Source organism: Mesorhizobium sp. M0296 (genome assembly GCF_040321675.1).
GTDB lineage: Bacteria > Pseudomonadota > Alphaproteobacteria > Rhizobiales > Rhizobiaceae > Mesorhizobium.
Map to the genome: position 1 here is coordinate 35,829 of NZ_JAMYRZ010000033.1, position 18,665 is coordinate 54,493.

The 18,665-nt window shown below is 59.9% G+C and carries 20 protein-coding genes; 13 read left to right on the forward strand and 7 right to left on the reverse strand.

Annotation, left to right across the window (positions count from 1 at the left end):
• Positions 1–18: 18 nt before the first annotated feature.
• The 4 genes from NKI97_RS26105 to NKI97_RS26120 form a co-directional block, all read right to left on the reverse strand.
• Positions 19–465: a Csu type fimbrial protein gene (locus NKI97_RS26105; protein ID WP_352837468.1), complete on the reverse strand. Its 447-nt coding sequence runs from the start codon at positions 463–465 to the stop codon at positions 19–21.
• Positions 466–861: 396 nt separating this feature from the next.
• A complete protein-coding gene (locus tag NKI97_RS26110; RefSeq protein ID WP_352837408.1) occupies positions 862–1,014 on the reverse strand; it encodes a diguanylate cyclase domain-containing protein in 153 nt (50 codons plus the stop codon).
• A 234-nt stretch (positions 1,015–1,248) separates the two neighbouring features.
• Entirely contained in the window at positions 1,249–2,136 is an 888-nt protein-coding gene (locus tag NKI97_RS26115) for a DUF1259 domain-containing protein (RefSeq protein WP_502907120.1), read from the reverse strand.
• A gap of 39 nt (positions 2,137–2,175) precedes the next feature.
• On the reverse strand, positions 2,176–2,646 hold the full coding sequence (locus tag NKI97_RS26120) for a chromate resistance protein ChrB domain-containing protein (protein ID WP_352837411.1): 471 nt from the start codon (positions 2,644–2,646) through the stop codon (positions 2,176–2,178).
• 125 nt (positions 2,647–2,771) lie between these two features.
• Between NKI97_RS26120 and NKI97_RS26125 the strand changes: the two genes are divergently transcribed.
• The 3 genes from NKI97_RS26125 (at position 2,772) to NKI97_RS26135 (ending at position 6,551) form a co-directional block, all read left to right on the forward strand.
• Entirely contained in the window at positions 2,772–3,749 is a 978-nt protein-coding gene (locus NKI97_RS26125; protein WP_352837414.1) for a chromate resistance protein ChrB domain-containing protein, read from the forward strand.
• A gap of 9 nt (positions 3,750–3,758) precedes the next feature.
• Entirely contained in the window at positions 3,759–5,168 is a 1,410-nt protein-coding gene (gene chrA, locus NKI97_RS26130) for a chromate efflux transporter (protein ID WP_352837417.1), read from the forward strand.
• Between the two features lie 102 nt (positions 5,169–5,270).
• Positions 5,271–6,551: an MFS transporter gene (locus NKI97_RS26135; protein ID WP_352837474.1), complete on the forward strand. Its 1,281-nt coding sequence runs from the start codon at positions 5,271–5,273 to the stop codon at positions 6,549–6,551.
• Here NKI97_RS26135 and NKI97_RS26140 read toward each other — a convergent pair.
• Both NKI97_RS26140 and NKI97_RS26145 read right to left on the reverse strand, forming a co-directional pair.
• Positions 6,498–7,040 (reverse strand): hypothetical protein, encoded by a 543-nt coding sequence (locus NKI97_RS26140; RefSeq protein WP_352837420.1) that lies wholly within the window; start codon positions 7,038–7,040, stop codon positions 6,498–6,500. The two genes, NKI97_RS26135 and NKI97_RS26140, sit on opposite strands and share 54 nt — an antisense overlap.
• A gap of 354 nt (positions 7,041–7,394) precedes the next feature.
• Complete coding sequence (locus NKI97_RS26145; RefSeq protein WP_352837422.1) at positions 7,395–8,465, reverse strand: NAD/NADP octopine/nopaline dehydrogenase family protein; 1,071 nt, start codon at positions 8,463–8,465, stop codon at positions 7,395–7,397.
• 213 nt (positions 8,466–8,678) lie between these two features.
• Here NKI97_RS26145 and NKI97_RS26150 point away from each other — a divergent pair, with 213 nt between their 5' ends.
• Genes NKI97_RS26150 through NKI97_RS26185 form a run of 8 tightly spaced genes read left to right on the forward strand, consistent with a single transcriptional unit; the run spans position 8,679 to position 15,291 of the window.
• The gene (locus tag NKI97_RS26150) at positions 8,679–9,650 is read left to right on the forward strand and encodes a LysR family transcriptional regulator (RefSeq protein WP_352837425.1); all 972 of its coding nucleotides are present in this window, start codon (positions 8,679–8,681) and stop codon (positions 9,648–9,650) included.
• Positions 9,647–11,116 carry an NAD(P)-binding domain-containing protein gene (locus tag NKI97_RS26155; protein ID WP_352837428.1) on the forward strand — a complete coding sequence of 490 codons (1,470 nt, stop codon included), beginning with the start codon at positions 9,647–9,649 and terminating at the stop codon, positions 11,114–11,116. Before NKI97_RS26150 ends, NKI97_RS26155 begins: the two co-directional genes overlap by 4 nt.
• The gene (locus tag NKI97_RS26160) at positions 11,113–11,595 is read left to right on the forward strand and encodes a CMD domain-containing protein (RefSeq protein WP_352837431.1); all 483 of its coding nucleotides are present in this window, start codon (positions 11,113–11,115) and stop codon (positions 11,593–11,595) included. The genes NKI97_RS26155 and NKI97_RS26160 overlap by 4 nt, the downstream gene beginning before the upstream one ends.
• The gene (locus NKI97_RS26165) at positions 11,592–12,155 is read left to right on the forward strand and encodes a peroxidase-related enzyme (RefSeq protein ID WP_352837434.1); all 564 of its coding nucleotides are present in this window, start codon (positions 11,592–11,594) and stop codon (positions 12,153–12,155) included. The genes NKI97_RS26160 and NKI97_RS26165 overlap by 4 nt, the downstream gene beginning before the upstream one ends.
• A 56-nt stretch (positions 12,156–12,211) precedes the next feature.
• Positions 12,212–12,952 carry an amino acid ABC transporter ATP-binding protein gene (locus NKI97_RS26170; RefSeq protein ID WP_352837437.1) on the forward strand — a complete coding sequence of 247 codons (741 nt, stop codon included), beginning with the start codon at positions 12,212–12,214 and terminating at the stop codon, positions 12,950–12,952.
• A gap of 24 nt (positions 12,953–12,976) precedes the next feature.
• Entirely contained in the window at positions 12,977–13,804 is an 828-nt protein-coding gene (locus tag NKI97_RS26175; RefSeq protein ID WP_352837439.1) for a transporter substrate-binding domain-containing protein, read from the forward strand.
• 59 nt (positions 13,805–13,863) lie between these two features.
• Complete coding sequence (locus NKI97_RS26180; RefSeq protein ID WP_031194726.1) at positions 13,864–14,580, forward strand: amino acid ABC transporter permease; 717 nt, start codon at positions 13,864–13,866, stop codon at positions 14,578–14,580.
• Positions 14,581–14,598: 18 nt separating this feature from the next.
• Positions 14,599–15,291, forward strand: a complete 693-nt coding sequence (locus tag NKI97_RS26185; protein ID WP_352837442.1) for an amino acid ABC transporter permease — start codon at positions 14,599–14,601, stop codon at positions 15,289–15,291.
• 185 nt (positions 15,292–15,476) lie between these two features.
• Here the strand turns inward: NKI97_RS26185 and NKI97_RS26190 are convergent, their stop codons facing one another.
• Positions 15,477–15,959, reverse strand: coding sequence for an Lrp/AsnC family transcriptional regulator (locus tag NKI97_RS26190; RefSeq protein ID WP_352817830.1), 483 nt, complete (start codon positions 15,957–15,959; stop codon positions 15,477–15,479).
• Between the two features lie 93 nt (positions 15,960–16,052).
• Here NKI97_RS26190 and NKI97_RS26195 point away from each other — a divergent pair, with 93 nt between their 5' ends.
• Together NKI97_RS26195 and NKI97_RS26200 are read left to right on the forward strand one after the other, a co-directional pair.
• Positions 16,053–17,558 carry an aminotransferase class V-fold PLP-dependent enzyme gene (locus NKI97_RS26195; RefSeq protein ID WP_352837445.1) on the forward strand — a complete coding sequence of 502 codons (1,506 nt, stop codon included), beginning with the start codon at positions 16,053–16,055 and terminating at the stop codon, positions 17,556–17,558.
• Entirely contained in the window at positions 17,545–18,423 is an 879-nt protein-coding gene (locus tag NKI97_RS26200; RefSeq protein ID WP_352747185.1) for an MBL fold metallo-hydrolase, read from the forward strand. The genes NKI97_RS26195 and NKI97_RS26200 overlap by 14 nt, the downstream gene beginning before the upstream one ends.
• The last annotated feature ends 242 nt before the right edge of the window (positions 18,424–18,665 follow it).

The following is an 18,665-nucleotide window of genomic DNA, read 5'->3' on the forward strand; positions in this document are numbered from 1 at the left end:
CCTCGCGCTTGGGAGAGATCAATACTCTATGGTGATCGCAACCGTGTCAGTGTAGTCGCCTGCTGCCGGCGTCAGCTGAGCGGGCACCCGCCCATAGACGGTCAGGTTTTGAACGTTGCCGTTACCGGTTCCGGTGACAGTGTCCGTCCCAACAGTGTTGCCCCAAACGAGGCTGTACCCGTTGTCGCGATAAATCGTGTAGTTTACCGTGCCAGCGGCAGGCGAGGTCATTTTGCGAACCGCAACAGTTGCGCCGGAGCCAGAGCCCGCGCCTAGGCCGACATTGTAAGTCTGGCCGGAGGTGCACTGCACGCCGATGGTGCTGGTCTGGTCGAGGTTTGCATCGAGGACGCCGTGCGAAGCAAAATTCAGGTCGTTGGCTGTCTGCACCTTGCACTCATTGGTGATCGTCAGGCGAACCGTCATGCTGCCGTTCGCCGTCACCGCAAAGGCAGAATTGGTCATCAGGGACGCTGTCGAAAGAAAAGCCAAAACGGCTGCCAGCTTGACGCGCATTGGAGTGCTCCTTTGTCTCCGGGTGCTCGCCGATCGCGAAAACCGTCAACAAACCCTTTTGCATGCCCTTGCTTAATATTCAACTAACCGTGAGGCCATGCTGGTCGGCGAGCCCTCCGCACATTTCGGCTAGTGGTACGTCCCAAGGGATCGTGAGGCGCATTTCGTCGCCCTGATTTGGCCCTCTAACGTCGATCGCCTCCCGACCCCCGTGTATTTCCATGCGATTTGGTGGAAGTGCCTCACCCGCGGCTTGGCACCATTGGTTGCAAATTTCTGTGGAAAACACAGGAGTGTCGATGAAACGGGACAAAATCCGCCCGCTGCACAGAATTTAGGCCGGTCTTAAGTTGCCAGGTGGATGCGGTTGCGGCCCGCCATTTTTGCGGAATAGAGGGCCGTGTCGGCGCGCGCGAGCACATCGTCGATGGTATCGCCCCGCTGGGCGGCGGCGATCCCCGCTGAAAAGGAATACCCAAAATCGGCGCTCTGCGACACAGGAGGCCTAGTCTAATCCAGTCCATCCGATCAGAACGAAGCGGGCCTTCGATCGTTCCGAACGCATCGGTTCGCAAAAGCCCGGCCCGCCTCTCGTTGCGATGGAAAGGTGATCTCCGGCGCAATGCTGGTGGCGGAGAGACGCCGTGCCAGAGAACAATTCCCGAGGCAGCGGGAAGAAGGCCGGCGATCGCTCCGAGCCGGCCGAACTCCGCCGTTGGACGGGCCACCAATCTAGCTCTTCTTGACGGCGACCTTATCGAGGGCTGCGCGCAGGCCTTTCGCCAGCTTCTGCACATCGTCGTTCGCCCAGAAATGCATGAAGAAGAGCCGCGGCTGCTCATCGAGCATGTGGCTATGCAACGCGGTGATCTCGATGCCGTTGTCCTGCATGGCTTTGATAACCGGATTGACCTCCTTTGCTGTCAGCACAAAATCACCCGTGATCGCCGCCTTGCCGCCACCTGTCGATTGGAAGTTGATCGCTATTGCCGAGCCCATGGCCGCCGGCACTTCCATTCCATTTTCCTCGACCGGCTCAGCGCGCGAGATCGTGAACTGGTAGACCGCGCCATTGGCCTTACCCTTGTAACCGATGGTTTGGTCGACACCGGCTGCGTCGAACTCGATCTCCGGAGCGGCTTGCGGCTGGGCGCCGCCTCCCATCGGTGTTTTGCTCAGTGCCAATCCGGCATGAAGCGCCGTGGCGAGCGTGACGGGATCCCCCTGGCCGAACACGTGCATGTAGAGCGTCATCGGCTCCGCGCGCAGCAGGTGGTTGTGCACCGCGGTGATCTCGATCCCGCCTTCTTCCAACTTCTTCATGACCGGGTTCACCTCGTCCTGCGTCAGAACGATGTCGCCCATGACCATGGCCTGTTTCCCCATGGGTTCGAACGCAATCCAGCCTCCAAGCGCAAATCCGGGTTTCAGGGATATGCCATCGAGCGAAACCTTCAGGTCCGTTCGTGGCAGCCCGACCCGGTAGACGCCATCAGGCGTCTCGGTTCCGGATTTGCCGAGCGCCTTTGCGATTGTTTCCCAATCGGGTGCCGCCGATGCCGGTTGGAGCAGCGCCGACATCGCGATCAGCATTGCTCCGGTCACGAGTTTTGCATGCATGGGGTTTCTCCTTGTGATCTGCCCCCATTGCCCAATTCGTCATGCGGCTGCTGGCTTCGTGGCGGGAGGCCAGCTATGCGTTTCCGCTTTGCGGCCCGAAGCCCACGCGTAGAGCGCGTCATAGATGACGAAGCCGTGGTTCAGCACCTCATGGTCGTCGGGCGTCAGGTCCCGCAGACCCATGGAGATCGCCAGCAACCCGGCCGATTGCGGCGTCAGGTCATGCCGGTCGGTGTCGGCACCGCGCACGATCGCGGCAATGGTCACGATCGCCGGGTCGCGCTCGAGGCCGTATTTCGAGACGAAGGTGTCGAAACTGCAGCCGTCGCCGACATGCGTGAATTCGACGCCGGGCACGTCATACGGCGTAGCGCCCGTCTCCTGTGCAACCCGGATCACCTGATCGGGTGGCACGAACAGGAATTCGGACTCCTTGTCGATGAAGCGGGCGATCAGCCAGGGGCAGGCAATGCGGTCGATGACCGGACGTTCGCGGGTAACCCATTTCACGGCCTTGTCTCCCTTGATTTGGCAACAAGCCCAGGCGGCCCACTGCCATAAGGAGGTCAACGCTACGCGCGAATATGAAATGATACAAGTGTTGCATTTATTTGTGCACGTGATACGGTTCACTTATGAGTGAGGGGGAAACGACGGAACAGCGCTGGCTGCTCCTTATCCATCGGCTGCCGAGCAAGCCGGCCTATTTCCGGGTGAAGATCTGGCGGCGGCTGCAAGGCATCGGCGCGGTCGCGGTGAAAAGCACCGTCTATGCACTGCCGGCCAATGCCGAGACGCAGGAGGATTTCGAGTGGCTCCTGAAGGAGATCGTCGCGGGTGGTGGCGAGGCGATGGTGTGCGAGGCGCGTCTCGTCGACGGATTGTCGGATGCCGAGGTCCAAGCGCTGTTCGATGCGGCGCGTGATGCCGACTATGCGGAGGTCGCCAAGGAAGCGCGTGGTCTCGCCGCCGAGATCGGCGCGAACGCCACGCCGGAAAAGCGTGCGGAGACACGGTCGCAGCTCGGCCGAATACGCAAGCGGCTCGCCGAGGTGGACACGATCGACTTCTTCGGCGCCACAGGTCGCCTCGCGGTCGAGGGTTTGCTCGCCGAGCTCGAGACGCATCTCGTGGAGGACCGGCCCATGACCGAGGAGTCAAAGGCGACTGAGCCGATTACTGACCTCAAGGGCCGGATCTGGGTGACACGCCGCGACGTGCACGTCGACCGGATGGCCTGCAGCTGGCTAATCCGCCGCTTCATTGATCCAGACGCCGTCATCCGCTTCGTCCCGGGCAAGAGCTATGCGGCAAAGCCGGGAGAGCTGCGCTTTGATATGTTTGACGGTGAGATCACCCATGAGGGCGACCGCTGCAGCTTCGAGGTGCTGCTCACCCGGGCCGGGCTTGACGACCCGGCGCTGCAGGCCATCGCCGAGATCGTCCATGATATCGACCTCAAGGACGGCAAGTTCGGGCGCGACGAGACGACGGGCATTGCCAGCCTAATCGCGGGCATCGCCCTGACGAATAAGGGCGACGAGCAGCGGATCGGGCAGGGCGGCCCGGTCTTCGACAATCTCTACCAGTATTTCCGCCAGAAGCGCGGGTGAGGGGAACCAATGACCAGCGCCCATGCCGTCCATCCGAATGCGCTGGGGGATGAACCTTCGCATGGCATCCCATTCCGCGAAGCAGTGCGGGTCTGGGCGCGAGTCGCTGCGTTGAGTTTTGGTGGCCCGGCCGGCCAGATTGCGGTAATGCATCGCATCCTCGTTGAGGAGAAGCGCTGGATCGGCGAGACGCGGTTCCTGCATGCGCTAAACTACTGCATGCTGCTGCCAGGACCGGAGGCCCAGCAGCTCGCCGTCTACATCGGGTGGCTCCTGCATAAAACCCGAGGCGGGCTCGTGGCCGGCACACTGTTCGTACTGCCCGGCGTCCTCGCCATCATGGCGCTGAGCTGGATTTATGCGATTTTAGGCGATGTCGGCGCGGTGCAGGCGCTTTTCTTCGGTCTGAAGGCCGCCGTCCTCGCCATCGTGCTCGAGGCGGTTATCCGGGTCGGCAAGCGAGCGCTCAAGAATAAGGTCATGATAGGCCTCGCCGCCGCCGCCTTTATCGGGCTCTTCCTGTTCCATGTCCCGTTCCCGCTCATTGTCCTGACGGCCGGAGTAATCGGGTACGTCGGCGGGCGGGCCGGGCTGGCAGCGTTCATGGCGGGCAACGGCCATGGCAAGGTCGGCGGCAGGCAGGTCGCCGACGCGGAATCGGCGCTCGGCGAAGGCATTCCTGCCCATGCTCGCCCGCCGGTCAGCTGGTCGTTGAAGATCGGAGGTGTGTTTCTGGTGCTATGGCTGGCACCTGTCCTCGGCCTTTTCGTGCTGTTCGGGTCCGGCAATGTCTTCGCCGATATCGCGGTCTTTTTCTCGAAGATGGCGGTCGTGACCTTCGGAGGCGCCTACGCCGTCCTTGCTTACGTGGCGCAGCAGGCTGTCGATACCTATGGCTGGCTGAAGCCCGGCGAGATGCTGGACGGCCTCGGCATGGCGGAGACGACGCCTGGCCCCTTGATCATGGTGACCCAGTTCGTCGGCTTCATGGGCGCGTTCCGGGCGCCGGGATCGCTTAATCCACTGCTCGCCGGAACGCTGGGCGGCCTGCTCACCACCTGGGTCACCTTCACACCTTGCTTCCTCTGGATATTTGTCGGTGCGCCGTTCGTGGAAACGTTGCGCAGCAACAAGGCCTTGTCCGCCGCGCTGGCGACCATCACGGCGGCCGTGGTGGGCGTGATCCTGAACCTGGCGGTGTGGTTCGCGCTTCACGTCTTGTTTGGATCACTGCGCGAGGTCAAAGGGTACGGCATGACGTTGGATGTGCCCGTGCCCAGCTCCGTCAACATCGCGTCGCTCGTCCTGACATTGGGTGCGCTGCTAGCGGTGTTTCGCTTCAAGATCGGCATGCTCCCGGTGCTCGCCGGCTGTTCGATCCTCGGGCTGCTCTACGGGATGGCGACAGGAGCGATCTAACCCGTGCAGCCAGCGCCGCTTACCAGTGGTGAGGAGGCATCGTTGACGGTACAGCGGCTCGTGCACGGCTTGCGCAAAGCTATTCCGAAGCGGCGCTTCAGGCTGCTTCCTGCCGGTGCTGAGCCGACTGCTGCGAACCTGCTGATATCAAGGGGACTGCGGGCGTTCGGTGACGGTCTGGTCAGCATCCTGCTTCCCGCCTATCTGGCCACGCTCGGCTTCGACGCCTTCGAGATCGGAACCCTGTCGACGGCGACGCTCGCGGGTTCAGCCGTCCTCACCCTGGCTGTTGGGATCGTCGCGCATCGCTTCTCCCGTCGAGCGCTGCTGACCGCAGCGGCTGTCCTGATGATAGCAACGGGGGTCGTCTTCGCTGTCGTTCACGACTTCTGGCCGCTGCTTCTCATCGCGTTCGTCGGCACGCTAAACCCATCTTCAGGGGACGTCAGCGTGTTTCTACCGCTCGAACATGCGCAGCTTGCGCAGAGCGTCACCGACCGCGACCGCACGGCGCTCTTTGCGCGCTACAGCCTCATCGGCTCCCTCGCCGGCGCCGTCGGAGCGCTGGCTGCAGGAGCGCCCGACTTTCTCCGCGACGCCATCGGCCTGGAAATGAAGCAGGCCCTCCAGGCAGCTTTTCTATTTTATGCCTCACTTGGGTTGGCGGCGGTGCTCCTCTATCGGCGGCTGCCGAGTGACGCGCCTGATGCAGGCAAAGTGTCGGCACAGCCATTGCGCAGGTCTCGCTCCATCGTTCTAACGCTCGCCGCACTCTTCAGCCTCGATGCTTTCGCAGGCGGCTTCGTCGTCCAGTCGTTGTTGGCCCTCTGGCTCTTTCAACGGTTCGGCCTGTCGCTCGCCGCGACCGGCGCAATCTTTTTCTGGACGGGTGTCCTTTCGGCTGCGTCCTATTTGGTCGCTGTGCGAATTTCCCAGCAGATCGGACTTATAAACACCATGGTGTTTACGCACCTTTCGTCAAGCCTCTGTCTGGTGCTCATCCCGTTCATGCCGAGCGTCGCTCCGGCGATCGCTCTTTTGCTGATTAGAAGCGCACTGTCGCAGATGGACGTGCCGACCCGCACATCGTACGTCATGGCCGTGGTGACGCCCGAAGAGCGGGCTGCCGCGGTGAGCATCACCACCGTCCCGCGCAGCCTTGCGGCGGCCGCCAGTCCAGTCCTTGCAGGGGCTCTCCTTGGCGTCTCCAGCTTCGGCTGGCCCCTGATCATCGCCGGTGGGCTGAAAATTATCTACGATCTCCTGCTGCTCGCGACGTCCCGCAATGTTCGCCCTCCAGAGGAGCACGGGGGCCGGAGGAATGACATGTCAGTCGGCCATGATCGAACTGGCAACTACGCGCGGGTTTCCTGGTGGCGTTGAAGGCAGGACCACCAGCCGGACAAATTGCTTACGTCCGCCGGCAACGAGGATGTAGAGACGCGAGAACTCCTCCGTATCGCGATCTTCGGCAATCTTCTCGGCATCCGTACGGGTGAAGAAACTCTTCCGAAATGCCTCTTGATCGACATCGGGAAATGCCAGCGTACACGTCTGCACCGGTTTGCCGCTCATCGTTGCCTTGGTGGTGCCGATGATGGTTCCTGCTGGCAATCCTTCCTCCGCTTCGGCCACCAGCCATGCCTCCACTGAGGTTGGATTAGCGATTGGCGCGAGTTCGGCGAAGCCTGCTTCGGCAATAAGTGTCCACCTGCGTTCGTGCGCGGTCTCTAACATGCGCTCGAAATTGGGACCCTCGGCCAGACAGGTACGGTGAAATTGTTCGACAGCCTGATCCGCATCACTGGCGGCCTGCGCCGGCGACATCGTCAGACCCAAGATGGTCCCTGCCAACGTTAAAAATCGGAACATGTCTATCTCGCGTAGCTGATTGTGGACGAACCACTTATCCTGAACGGGCTACGACACTCGTTGTTCCGGACTGTCGGCGCCTGCATGGCCGGTATCTTGATGGAGGCGCGAAGCGCCTGCGCGGTTGATGCAATGTTCAGGCATCTGGCAACTGATGGAACCATGCCGCACTGGGTTTCGATGACGGACCCTGCTACAGACCCACTCACACCGCCGGGCGGGACCATTCGATCTCGTGCTGAGTTCCTGGAGACATCTCCCGGCGCTCGCCGACGAACCTGCATGCTCGCCGGCAAGCAGCCCCGGTGGTTTTTCGGGCACTTGACCTATGTCCCAGTCCACTGTGGAAACTTGTTAAAATCCCTTACGGCAAAGGTTTTCGAGGTCCGCTTTTGCCATTCCCTCGAAGCCCAGCGCGGGAAGAATATCATTATCTCCCTTAAGATCGCGACCGTAAGCCGCCGAGAATATGGCAATTCCAGATTCATGGAGAATCGCTGAATTTCCGCTGATCTTCCCCAACAAAACGGTCGGCAGCAGCCCGAACGGAACGTCCTCGAGAATATAGCGGCTTTCGATGGTTGACGGGCCGAAGCCGCCGCGGCCTTGGCGATCCATCTCCTGGTTCATTTCCGAAACGGTGGCCATGGGGACGTGAAACGACAATGAAAAATGCTCTTCAACTGTGCGCACGGCAATTCCAAAACGGGCGGCGATCGCCAATCGTTCCGCGTCCAGAGCCTCGATAAAGCGGCCGACAGCCGGGGTGACGTTTCCGGCCTGGCTCCACTGTTCTCCCTTCTCCATGCGTGTGAGATTAAGAAGAGCGATCCCGAGATGGTTCTGCGGATTGAGGTTGCTGAGCGCGATAGCAAGCATGCCGTCGCGCTTGACGAAACGATCGCCGAACAAGCTCGTGCAAAGCGCGAACCCTTGGTCCTGAGCACTGAAAGGCAGCGTCGCGACATCCAGTTTCTGGCGAACGGTTGCAACATCGATTTCGGCTGGCCCGCGCTGTTGCCCGGTCACGAGCGTGGTACCCCAGACGACGATCGGCAGGCTAACCTTCCGGTCGGCAAGCCGCTTGGAGAGATACAGTGCCCCAAAGGAACTGTGCGAGCTGATGATAACCGGCGTTCCGTCCCTTAGATAAGGAGTGGCAGCGTCCATCACCATCTTGTGGCCGTAAGCCGGCAACGCGATTATGACGACGTCGGCATCGGCAATGGCGTCTTCGCAATCCTTGGCGATGCGCACCTTAGTCGTTGCCTTGATAGCTCCGGTAGCCTTCAGCAATCCACCGGCGGCCAGCGCCTTGGTGCGTTCTCCGGAAGGCGACCAAAGCATAGGGTCATGTCCCGCTTCGGCCAGATAGGCGGCAAGGCCGTAAGCAATCGCTCCGGCGCCAAGAATGCTTACGCGCATAAATTCCCTCCTGTTGCGGGCACTGCAGCCTCCATTTCTCACTAGGAGGTTCCACAAATCGGAGCCGCATCTGCCATCGTCGGCTTCTGGCGATGGGATTCCGGCCTGAGCCCGCGATTGCAACATGCCTCAGCGAATATCCGTTTCCGCTTGACATATATCAAAAATGAATGAGACGATGTCAATCATACGGATTGCGCATGTAGAGAGAACATGGAAACCCGCGACCTTCAGAGCTTCCTTGCGGTTGCTGCCAGCGGCAGCATTACCAAGGCGGCTGACATGCTCGGTCGTTCCCAACCTGCAGTGACACGCACCATTCAGGACCTCGAAGCGGAGCTCGGCTTCGAATTGCTGCACCGCGTCGGTCGACGCGTGCAGTTGTCCGAGGAGGGTGCGGCCTTCGAGGAGGAGGCGCGGCGCTTGCTGATGTCCTTCGCCGAGCTTGCCGCGCGGGCCAAGATGATTGCCGCCGGCAAAGGTCGGATTCTGCAGATCGTTACGACCTCGGCGATCGGTACTGGCTTGATCCCGACGGCCATGGCCGAGCTCAAAGGTGTCGAACTTCCGCAAGAGACGCATCTGGGGCAGTTTCTGCCCTCGATCGTCGCCCAGGAGGTGCGCAGCGGACGTGCAGAGATCGGGTTTTCAAGCCTGCCGCTCGATACGCCTGGGCTGGACGTCCTGCGGCTCTATTCGGCGCCTGATGTCGCTGCCGTGCGGGAGGACGATCCGCTGGCTGAACTTGACGTCATACCGCTTTCCGCCTTTGCCGGTCGCCGCGTCGCCACTTTGCTCAACCCCCTGCGTTTCCAGTTGCATGTCTCCAAGGCCTTGGCGGCCAGGGGCATCGATACCGGGCCTGTGATCCGGACCAATACCGCATATGGCGCCTTGCAGATCGTTCGGCGGACTGGCGTTGCGGCTGTGATTGATCCCCTCACCGCCTATGGCGTGGCCCTGCCTGGTGTCGTCATTCGCCCGATCGACGTGACCGTTCTCTTTTATTGGGGCGTTGTGGCTGCCGAGAAACGCCCCCTTCGTCCAGTCGCGCAGGCGTTGATGGATGCGGTCGAAGCGGTGGCTGAACGGTCGATCGTCGGCTTCAAGAAACTAGATCCGGCCCTGGCTGGCCAATTGGTGAACGATCCTGCATCCGGCACAAATTACGGAACGGGAATATGAAGCATACCCCCGCCGCGCCAACGTCGACAGGTCTTGCTGCGCTCGAAGCACAGCTCGCGCAGGATCTCGAGTTTCTCGAACTGCCCGCCAAGCCATGGGTTCCTGCGCGTTCGCACGATGGCGTGCCGGTCCGTGACGTCGTTGTCATCGGCGCCGGCATGTGCGGACTTGCTGCCACGGCAAAGCTGATGCTGACCGGGATAAGCAATGTCGTGGCCTATGATGCGGCTCCGGCGGGGCTCGAAGGACCATGGGTGACCTTTGCCCGCATGCAAACGCTTCGGTCGCCAAAAACCCTGCACGGTCCGTCGCTCGGCCTGCCGCAATTGACGTTCCGGGCCTGGTTCACGGCGCAATGGGGCGCTGAGGCCTGGCGGTCGCTGGACAAAATCCCCAAGGGCCAGTGGATGGACTACCTGGTCTGGTACCGCAAGGTTCTCGGTCTGCCGGTGCGCAACAGCGTGCGCATGACCGGACTGGCAGCCGTTGGGGATCTGATTGCGATCGATATCGAGGGCGCGGAGACTGGCCGGGTCCTCACCCGTCGTCTCGTTCTGGCCACCGGTCGGTCCGGTTTGGGCGGTTTTGCCGTGCCCGATTTCCTCAGCGGCATCGATCGCGCCTATTGGGCCCATTCCGCCGACGACATCGATTTCGACACGCTGAAAGGCAAGCGTGTGGCGGTGATCGGCGCTGGTGCCTCGTCCATGGACAATGCCGCAACGGCACTCGAGGCGGGAGCCGGCTCTGTTGACATGTTGATCCGGCGCAAGGAAATGCCGCGCATCAACAAGCTGACCGGCATTGGCAGCCCGGGTGTTGTACTCGGCATGCATCACTTGCCCGACGCCTGGAAATGGAAATTCTTCGATTATACCGCCTCGACCCAGACACCGCCGCCGCGTTCATCGACACTTCGCGTGTCTCGCCATTCGAATGCTCGGTTCCTTCTCGACTGCGGCATAGTTGCGGTGAAGGAGGAGACAGGGACCCTGCTGGTGGAAACCACGCAGGGGCCGTTGCGCTACGACTTCCTGATCGCGGCAACCGGCTTTTCAAATGACTTCAGCGGCCGCCCGGAATTTGCGGCGATCGCCCCACATATCCGCACCTGGTCGGATGGCCGATATAGGCCGGATATGGGGCCGGCTCGTGCAGGCATGTCGGACGCGCCGGATCTCGGTCCGGCCTTCGAGTTTCGCGAACGCGTCCACGGCTCCTGCCCGATGCTGGCGCATATCCACTGCTTCAACGACGCCGCCATGCTGACCCATGGCAAGGTCTCCGGCGATATCCCGGCCGTCAGCGCCGGGGCCGACCGTCTGGTCCGCGGCATTGCCGCATCGCTGTTTGCCGAGGATGTCGAAACCCACTTCGCCAATCTGATCGCCTACGACACGCCCGAACTTCTGGGCGACGAATGGGTCGATTCAACTCCCTTGCTGCAGAAGGAGGCCGCGTTGTGATCGACGCGATGGACAAGGCTGCCGGTCTTTCACCGGACGATGCGCTTTTCGCCGCAAGGCGGTTTCGGCCCGAATTCGTGCGAGGGGCGGAAGAATGTCGCCTCTCGGTGCTGCAGCCCGCAAACGATCAGGGGCTGGCGCCAAATTTGCGTGTTGCTCTTGCCCGTCGCATGGCCGCCCTAAACGCCGATCCGGTCCTGGTGGCCGAATATGATGTGCAGCTGGCTCAGCTCGACCCGACCGAGCAGCTTCTGGCCTTGGCCCAGGGGGAAACGGATTTGAATGAACCCCTGGCGACCATCGTTCGTCATGTTGACCTGGTCACGTTGACGCCGAAAAAGGCGCAGGCGAGCGACATCGCCCTGCTCGCCCAGGCCGGATTGAACAATCCTCAGATCGTCGCGCTCTCCGAGCTAATCGCTTTTGTCAACTTCCAGACACGGGTGGCGACCGGCTTGCGCCTGATGAGGTCGACATGATCTCCTCGGTTCGTCTGAAGCCATTGAATTGGCATCCGTATATCGCACCGGTCGAGCTGTCTGACGCCACGCCGGAACAGCTTGAAGCGATGAAGGTCACGCCATCGGCCAAGAAGGTTTCGGAATATGTGCGAACCCTTGCCCATGACCCAGAGAGCTACCTTGCGCGTACCGTTTTGTTCAACGCGATCATGTATGTCGAAGGCGGGCTCGCCCGTCCCGATCGCGAACTTGGCGCATTGGGGGCCTCGATCGTCAATGGCTGCAAATTCTGTGCCGTTGTCCACGCCCGCAGGCATGCAGAGCTGACCAAGAGCGACCAAGTGGTCACCGCACTTTATGTCGACAAACCTGAAGCGCTCGGGCCCCGCGATGCGGCAATCTACAGCTTTGCCCGCCGCCTGTCGGCGGCACCGTCGGAAGCGACGACAGACGATATCGCCGCGCTTCGATCGGTCGGCATGGATGACTGCGAGATCATTGACCTGATCCACGCCATATCGATCTTCGGCTGGGCAAACCGGCTGATGCACGTTCTCGGCCATGCGGAGAGCGGGTGATGATATCGCATGCGATCAAGGCACTCCGTCCCACACTCTGAAGGACACCAATTAGAATGCTTGAACTCAAAGATATAAAGCTGTCCTACGGAAGCACGCAGGTCCTGAACGGCGTCAATCTCTCGGTAAAGCGAGGTGACGTTGTGTCAATCATCGGCCCAAGCGGCACCGGCAAGACCACCCTGCTGAAATGCATCAACTACCTGGTTAAGCCGGCATCTGGAATCATCGCGTTCGACCAGATTCGGATGGATTACCAGCGCACGGACAAGGCAGCCATCCAGGCGATCCGGCTGCGGACAGCGATGGTCTTTCAGCAATTCAACGTCTTCAAGAACATGACCGTCCTCCAGAACGTCATGGATCCGCTGGTCGTCGTCCAGCGCAAGTCCACCGACGAGGCGCGTGAAATCGCGCTCAGGGAGCTTGAACGAGTTGGCCTCTCCGCCAAGCGGGACAGCTATCCGTCCCAATTGTCAGGCGGTCAGCTCCAGCGGACTGGAATCGCACGAGCGCTGGCGGTTCGGCCGAATGTGATGCTCTTCGACGAACCGACATCATCGCTTGATCCAGAACTGGTCGGTGAGGTTCTTAAGGTGATCAAGGACGTCACGTCGTCCGGGATCACTTCGCTGCTTGTGACCCACGAGATGCAATTCGCAAGGAACATCTCAAACCGGATCGTCTTCATGGATCGTGGCGTGGTTGCCGCCGACGGCAGTCCGGCTGAGATCTTCGATGCACCATCCAGCCCACGACTTGCTCAATTCCTGCAGTCAGAACTCGCTTTTCAATAGCTCAACAAGAAGGGAACCTAAGAAATGTCTGCAATCAAATCCAGTTTTTCGCGTCGTTATGCCCTGGCCGTCGCCGGCGGCATCGCAATTGCCCTTGCGACAGCAGGGATCAGTTATGGTCAGACCGTTCGGACAATCAAGATCGCGACCTCTGCCGAATCCAAGCCATTGGCTTGGGGCGCGCTCGGCGTCGAGCCGCAAGGGTATGAACCCGATCTGCTGAGGGCGATCAACGCAAAGCTGCCGCAATACAAGTTCGAAATGGAAGGTGTCTCCGACATCGCGCAGGAGACCGGCCTGGCCACAGGCAAATACGACATCGCGGTCGGTGGCTACTACAAGTCACCCGAGCGCGCGAAGCAGTTCTTCATTCCGGAAAACCCCATGGGCGCCAGCCTGATGAAGATCTACAGCAAGAAAGGCAGCGGCATCAAGGAAATGAAGGACCTGGTCGGCAAGAGGATCGTTCCGACCACGGCTGGCGGCGGAACTTATAAGTTCATCATGAACTGGCAAAAAGAAAATCCGCAATACAAGCTTGACGTGACGGCGTCGAGCGCCGGAATCCCGTATCCAAACCGTTTGGATGAGGTTCAGAACGGCAAGTTCGACGCGCTGGTCCTGCCTTCAAATCTTGGTGAGCAGACCGTCATCGATGAAAAGAAGCTCGACATCGTGGCATCCGAACCGGTCTTCACCAACAACACCTATATGCTTATTCACAGGTCAGATGAGAACAAGGTTCTGGTCGATGACGTGAACAAAGTTCTCAAGGAGTTGAAAGACGACGGCACGATCGAAAAGCTATCGCAGAAGTGGTTTGGCGAAGGCATCGTCAAGTATATGAAATAATGTGATCTGAGCAGATATCGTCAGCGGCAAGGTTGAATTGCAAGAAGGAGTGTTTCAAAGTGGATGTTTCTGCTATGATTCCCGAGTTGCTCTCGGCATTGCCGCTGACGCTCGCTATCACGTTTACCGCCATGTTGGTCGGCTTTTGCTTGGCGCTCGTTGCGACAACATTGCGGATTCGCAGGATACCAGTGGTCAGTCACCTCACCGACCTCTACGTGTCCTATGCCCGCAGCGTTCCCGTCGTCCTCCAGTTGTTCGTCGCGTTCTACGGGCTCCCCCTATTGGTGGCCCTGTTCGGCTCCGCAGATTTCTTCTCGCCGACGATCGCTGCGATGGTCGGACTGAGCTTTTACCATGGCGGCTATCTGTCGGAAGTCCTTCGGCCCGCATACCTGGCCGTCGATCGCGGCCAGCATGATGCGGCCGACAGTCTAGGATATACCTTTCGCCAGAAGATCACCCGCATCGTGGGCCCGCAAGCGGTGCACTTCGCATTGCCTGGCTATGGAAATTCAATCATCTACCTGATCCATAACGTTGCGCTGGTCATGTACATTGGGGCGGCCGACGTGATGGCGACCGCGCACTTGATCATGGAGCGCGACTATAACCAGTACCAGTTCGAAACATACCTCGTCCTGGCCGTCATCTATGCGCTGATGTGCCTGATTGCCTGGTTCATCGTGCACTTGTTCGAGCTTCGCTCGCCGATGCAGGCGCCTGAGGCCACGACAACAGCTCAGATCAAGAACGCTGCCATCGCCAGCGTCTGACCTAAAGGGTGTTAAACCATGTTCGATACCGAAATTTTGCTCCAGGACACTCAGGAAATTCTGGGCGCCGTACCTGTAACGCTTGGAATGGCGCTGACGATTTTCGTCTTGTCGACGCTAGTCGGCAGCATTTTTGCGCTCGTCGAATACAGACGAGTCCCGGTGCTGCGAGAGCTCATCATGGCTTACAAGATCGTCTTCAAGGGCGTTCCGATGGTCATCGTGATTTTCCTCGCCTATTTCGGTCTGCCCCCGGCATTCCAGTTCCTGCTCTCGTTGCTCGGGATCGACTTCAACGCCCACGAAACACCCAACTCGGTTATCCTTATTATTGCGGTGACAGGCTGCATCGCTGCGTTCCAATCGGAGATTATCAAAGGAGCCCTGAACGCCTTTGACACCGGTCAGTCAGACGCCGCCCATTCCCTTGGCTATACGAACGGCCAATTGTTCCGACGGATTCTGTTTCCCCAGGTGGCTCTCACGGCAATTCCCGACCTGACAACCTCGATGATGGTCATCATGAAGGCGCTTTCTCTCGGATTCGCCATCGAGGTTGTCGATATCTTCGCCCAGTCCCAGCTGACCGCCGCGCTGAACTACTACTACCTCGAAGCCTTCGTGATTGCCGTCGTGATCTACATGGTGATTGCCTATATCGTCACCCAGATTGCCGACAGGCTGGAGCAGGCGCTGAGGGTGCGGACGTGAGCGAAGCGTCGTCAGGACCCGCGCAGCAAGGGCGGAGGAACTCTCAGTTGAGGCCTGCAAACAGCTCATGGGGCGAACTCGCAGCCAGACCTGCGGGCTCATGTAATCGACACCTCACCCTGGTGGTGCCACAGTCGACGGCTTGCCGACGATGAAGGGCGAAGTGTCCAACAGCAGGCGCCGCATTATCGCAGATTGGTCAGATCCACTGGACGATTGTTGATGATCGCTTCCATGGAAAAGAAGCCTGTCACCGTAGCCAGGTCGAAGTTCGTGATCAGTTTCTGGTAGAATGCATCGTAGCCGGACATGCCTTGTGTCACGACCTTGATCAGGTAGTCCCAGTCCCCTCCGATCCGATAGAAATCGATCACCTCCGGCAACCGTTCGACATGGGCACGGAACGCTTCACTCCACTCCTTGGAATGGTGGCGGGTGCGAACCATTACGAAAACCGTCAGGTCGAGCCCCAGCGCTCGCAGATCGATATTGCTGTGCGACCCGCGGATAAGACCTAGCGACTGCAGGCGCTGGATCCGCCGCCAGCACGCATTCTGGGACAAGCCGACCCTCTCCGCCAAATCTCGCTGCGAAAGGCTTGCATCGATCTGCATGGCTGTCAAAATCTTCATATCAAAAGCATCAATTTTCGTCCGATCTTCGATCATTTGACACGTCACTAGCAAAAAATTGCAGAAAATAGGTGAATTTTTCGAGCGTGGAGCAGGTTACAATCTAAGTCAATATCCGAGCCGGGGAGAATGACCGTGCAAGCAGCTCGCCCAACGACGAGGCAGACCGAGACCCCTCTGTCAAAGTTCCGCCAGGGGCTGAAGAAAAAGGCTGACGTGACCGCCGACCTCCGGGATGGGCTTGTGGGATCGACGGCGCAAATCGTGGGTCCCTACGGGCCAAAGGACTTGGTGTACGCCGACTATGTCGCGTCAGGCCGCGCACTCCGTCAGATCGAGCGCTTTGTGCTTGAGGAGGTCCTGCCGTACTACGCCAACAGCCACACGGAAGCCTCGTATTGCGGAGGCTTCATGACCCGCATGCGTCGGGAAGCGCGCGCCCTGGTCGGTCAATTCTGCGGGGCCACCGAACGGCATGCTGTGATCTTCACCGGCTCCGGCGCTACGTCGGGGATCAACCGCCTCGTCAAGCTATTCGGCGTCGCTGAAGCCGTGGCAGCGGGCAAGCGCGCTCGGATCATTATCGGTCCCTATGAGCATCACTCCAACATTCTGCCCTGGCGTGAGAGCGGAGCAGAAATCGTGGAAATCGCCGAGGATCCGTCTGGCGGGCCGGACCTGTCTCAGCTCAAGGACGCGGTTGGCGGGGGGTCGTCAGATCTGACGATATGCACCATGTCCGCGGCCTCAAACGTCACGGGCATCACCAGCGATGTCGCGGCCATCACCGTGATCGTGAAGGCCGCCGGCGCAAAGATGATCTGGGACTATGCGGGCGCAGGTCCTTACCTGCCGATTTCCATGTCGCCCGCCCCTGATGCCCAGATCGACGCGATAGTTGTTTCGCCTCACAAGTTCCTCGGGGGTCCCGGCGCCTCCGGCATCTTGATCGTTCGACGCGACGGACCTTCGACGAAAACGCCGTCGTGGCCAGGTGGCGGGACGGTGAAGTTTGTCTCCCCGAAGACACACGATTACAGCGACAGCCTGGAATCCCGCGAGGAAGCTGGTACGCCGAACGTGATCGGCGACATACGAGCCGCGCTGGCCTTCATCGTCAAAGATGCGATCGGACTTGATGTGATGGTAGCGCGCAATCGCGAGTTAGCGCGCCGTGCCTTTCGCGCATGGAAAGACGTGCCGCGGCTGGAACTCCTCGGCCTGTCGGATCCTGAGCGGCTTCCGATCTTTTCCTTTAGGGTCGAAAACGGAAAGGGTGGCTACGTCCACCAGCAGCTGATCACGCGCATGCTAAGCGACCGGTTCGGGATCCAGGCGCGCGGTGGCTGCGCCTGTGCCGGCCCGTATGTGCACAGACTGCTATCGATCGACGACGAACAGTCCGAGGAAATAAGGCAAGCCATTCTCTCTGGCGAGGAAATGAAAAAGCCGGGATTCACCCGGCTGAATTTCAGCGTTCTGCTGCCGGACGAGAAGGTGCAGTTCATACTCGATGCCGTGGCGCAGATTGCGTCCGAGGCAACGGACTTCGAGCATGACTACGACCTCGATCCTGGCCGGGCGATCTTCTTCCCGCGAGCCGCAGTCGAGGGCAATGCCCATGCAGCAGCCTGAAGTCGCCGGGTTCTATGATGCACGGACGGGCAGCATCCAATATGTCGTTGCATGCCCGAGTTCGCGAAGATGCGCCATCATCGACCCCGTACTCGATTTCGACGAAAAGTCCGGCTCGACAGCAACGACAAATGCGGACGTGATCCTCGACTACGTCAACAGCCACAATCTGAAGCTCGAATGGATTCTGGATACCCATCCGCATGCCGATCACTTTTCGGCCGCGGGTTATCTCAAGGCAAAAACCGGCGTGCCGATAGCGATCGGCGAGCGCGTGAAGAAAGTGCAGCAGATCTGGCAGGAGATCTATAATTGGCCGGATCTCGCATGCGACGGCTCACAATGGGATCGGCTGTTTGGCGACGGCGAGATCTTCAAGATTGGCGAGCTGGAAGCCCGCGTCATGCACTCGCCAGGGCACACATTGGCGTCGATCACGTATGTCATCGGCGACGCGGCGTTCATTCACGACACGCTTTTCATGCCCGATAGCGGCTCCGCCCGCGCCGATTTTCCAGGCGGCAGCGCAGCTGATCTGTGGCAGTCCATCCAGGACATTTTGAGCTTACCCGGCGAGACCCGTCTCTTTACCGGTCACGACTACAGGCCGGGAGGGCGCCAGGCTCTGTGGGAGAGTTCGGTGGCGGAGCAGAAAGAGAAAAACAAGCACGTTGCCGGTCAATCTCGGAGTGCGTTCATCAGGCTTCGAGAGGCGCGAGACAGGGCATTGCCGATGCCAAGGCTCATGTTGCATGCCCTCCAGGTCAATATTCGCGGAGGAGAGCTGCCTCAGGTCGAGGAAAATGGCCTGCGTTATCTGAAAATCCCGCTCAACGCGCTGCCAGGATCGGTCTGGGGTCAGTGACGAGTTGGAAGGGCTCCCTCCAGCAGCTTCAGCTCACGATCGGTTCAGGATTGCGCCGGATACACGCTCGTCCGAATTGGCGCAGGCGGGTCGATCCTCGCCACGTACGTCGTCGGGATGAACAATCCTCGGAGCGCTCTCGGAGGTGATCGCGGTAAGCAATTGCGGTGGCGCGCCTGCAACACTATTATCGATCATGTTCTGAGGAGGTATCTCGGATGTGGAATAGGATCGCCAAGCTT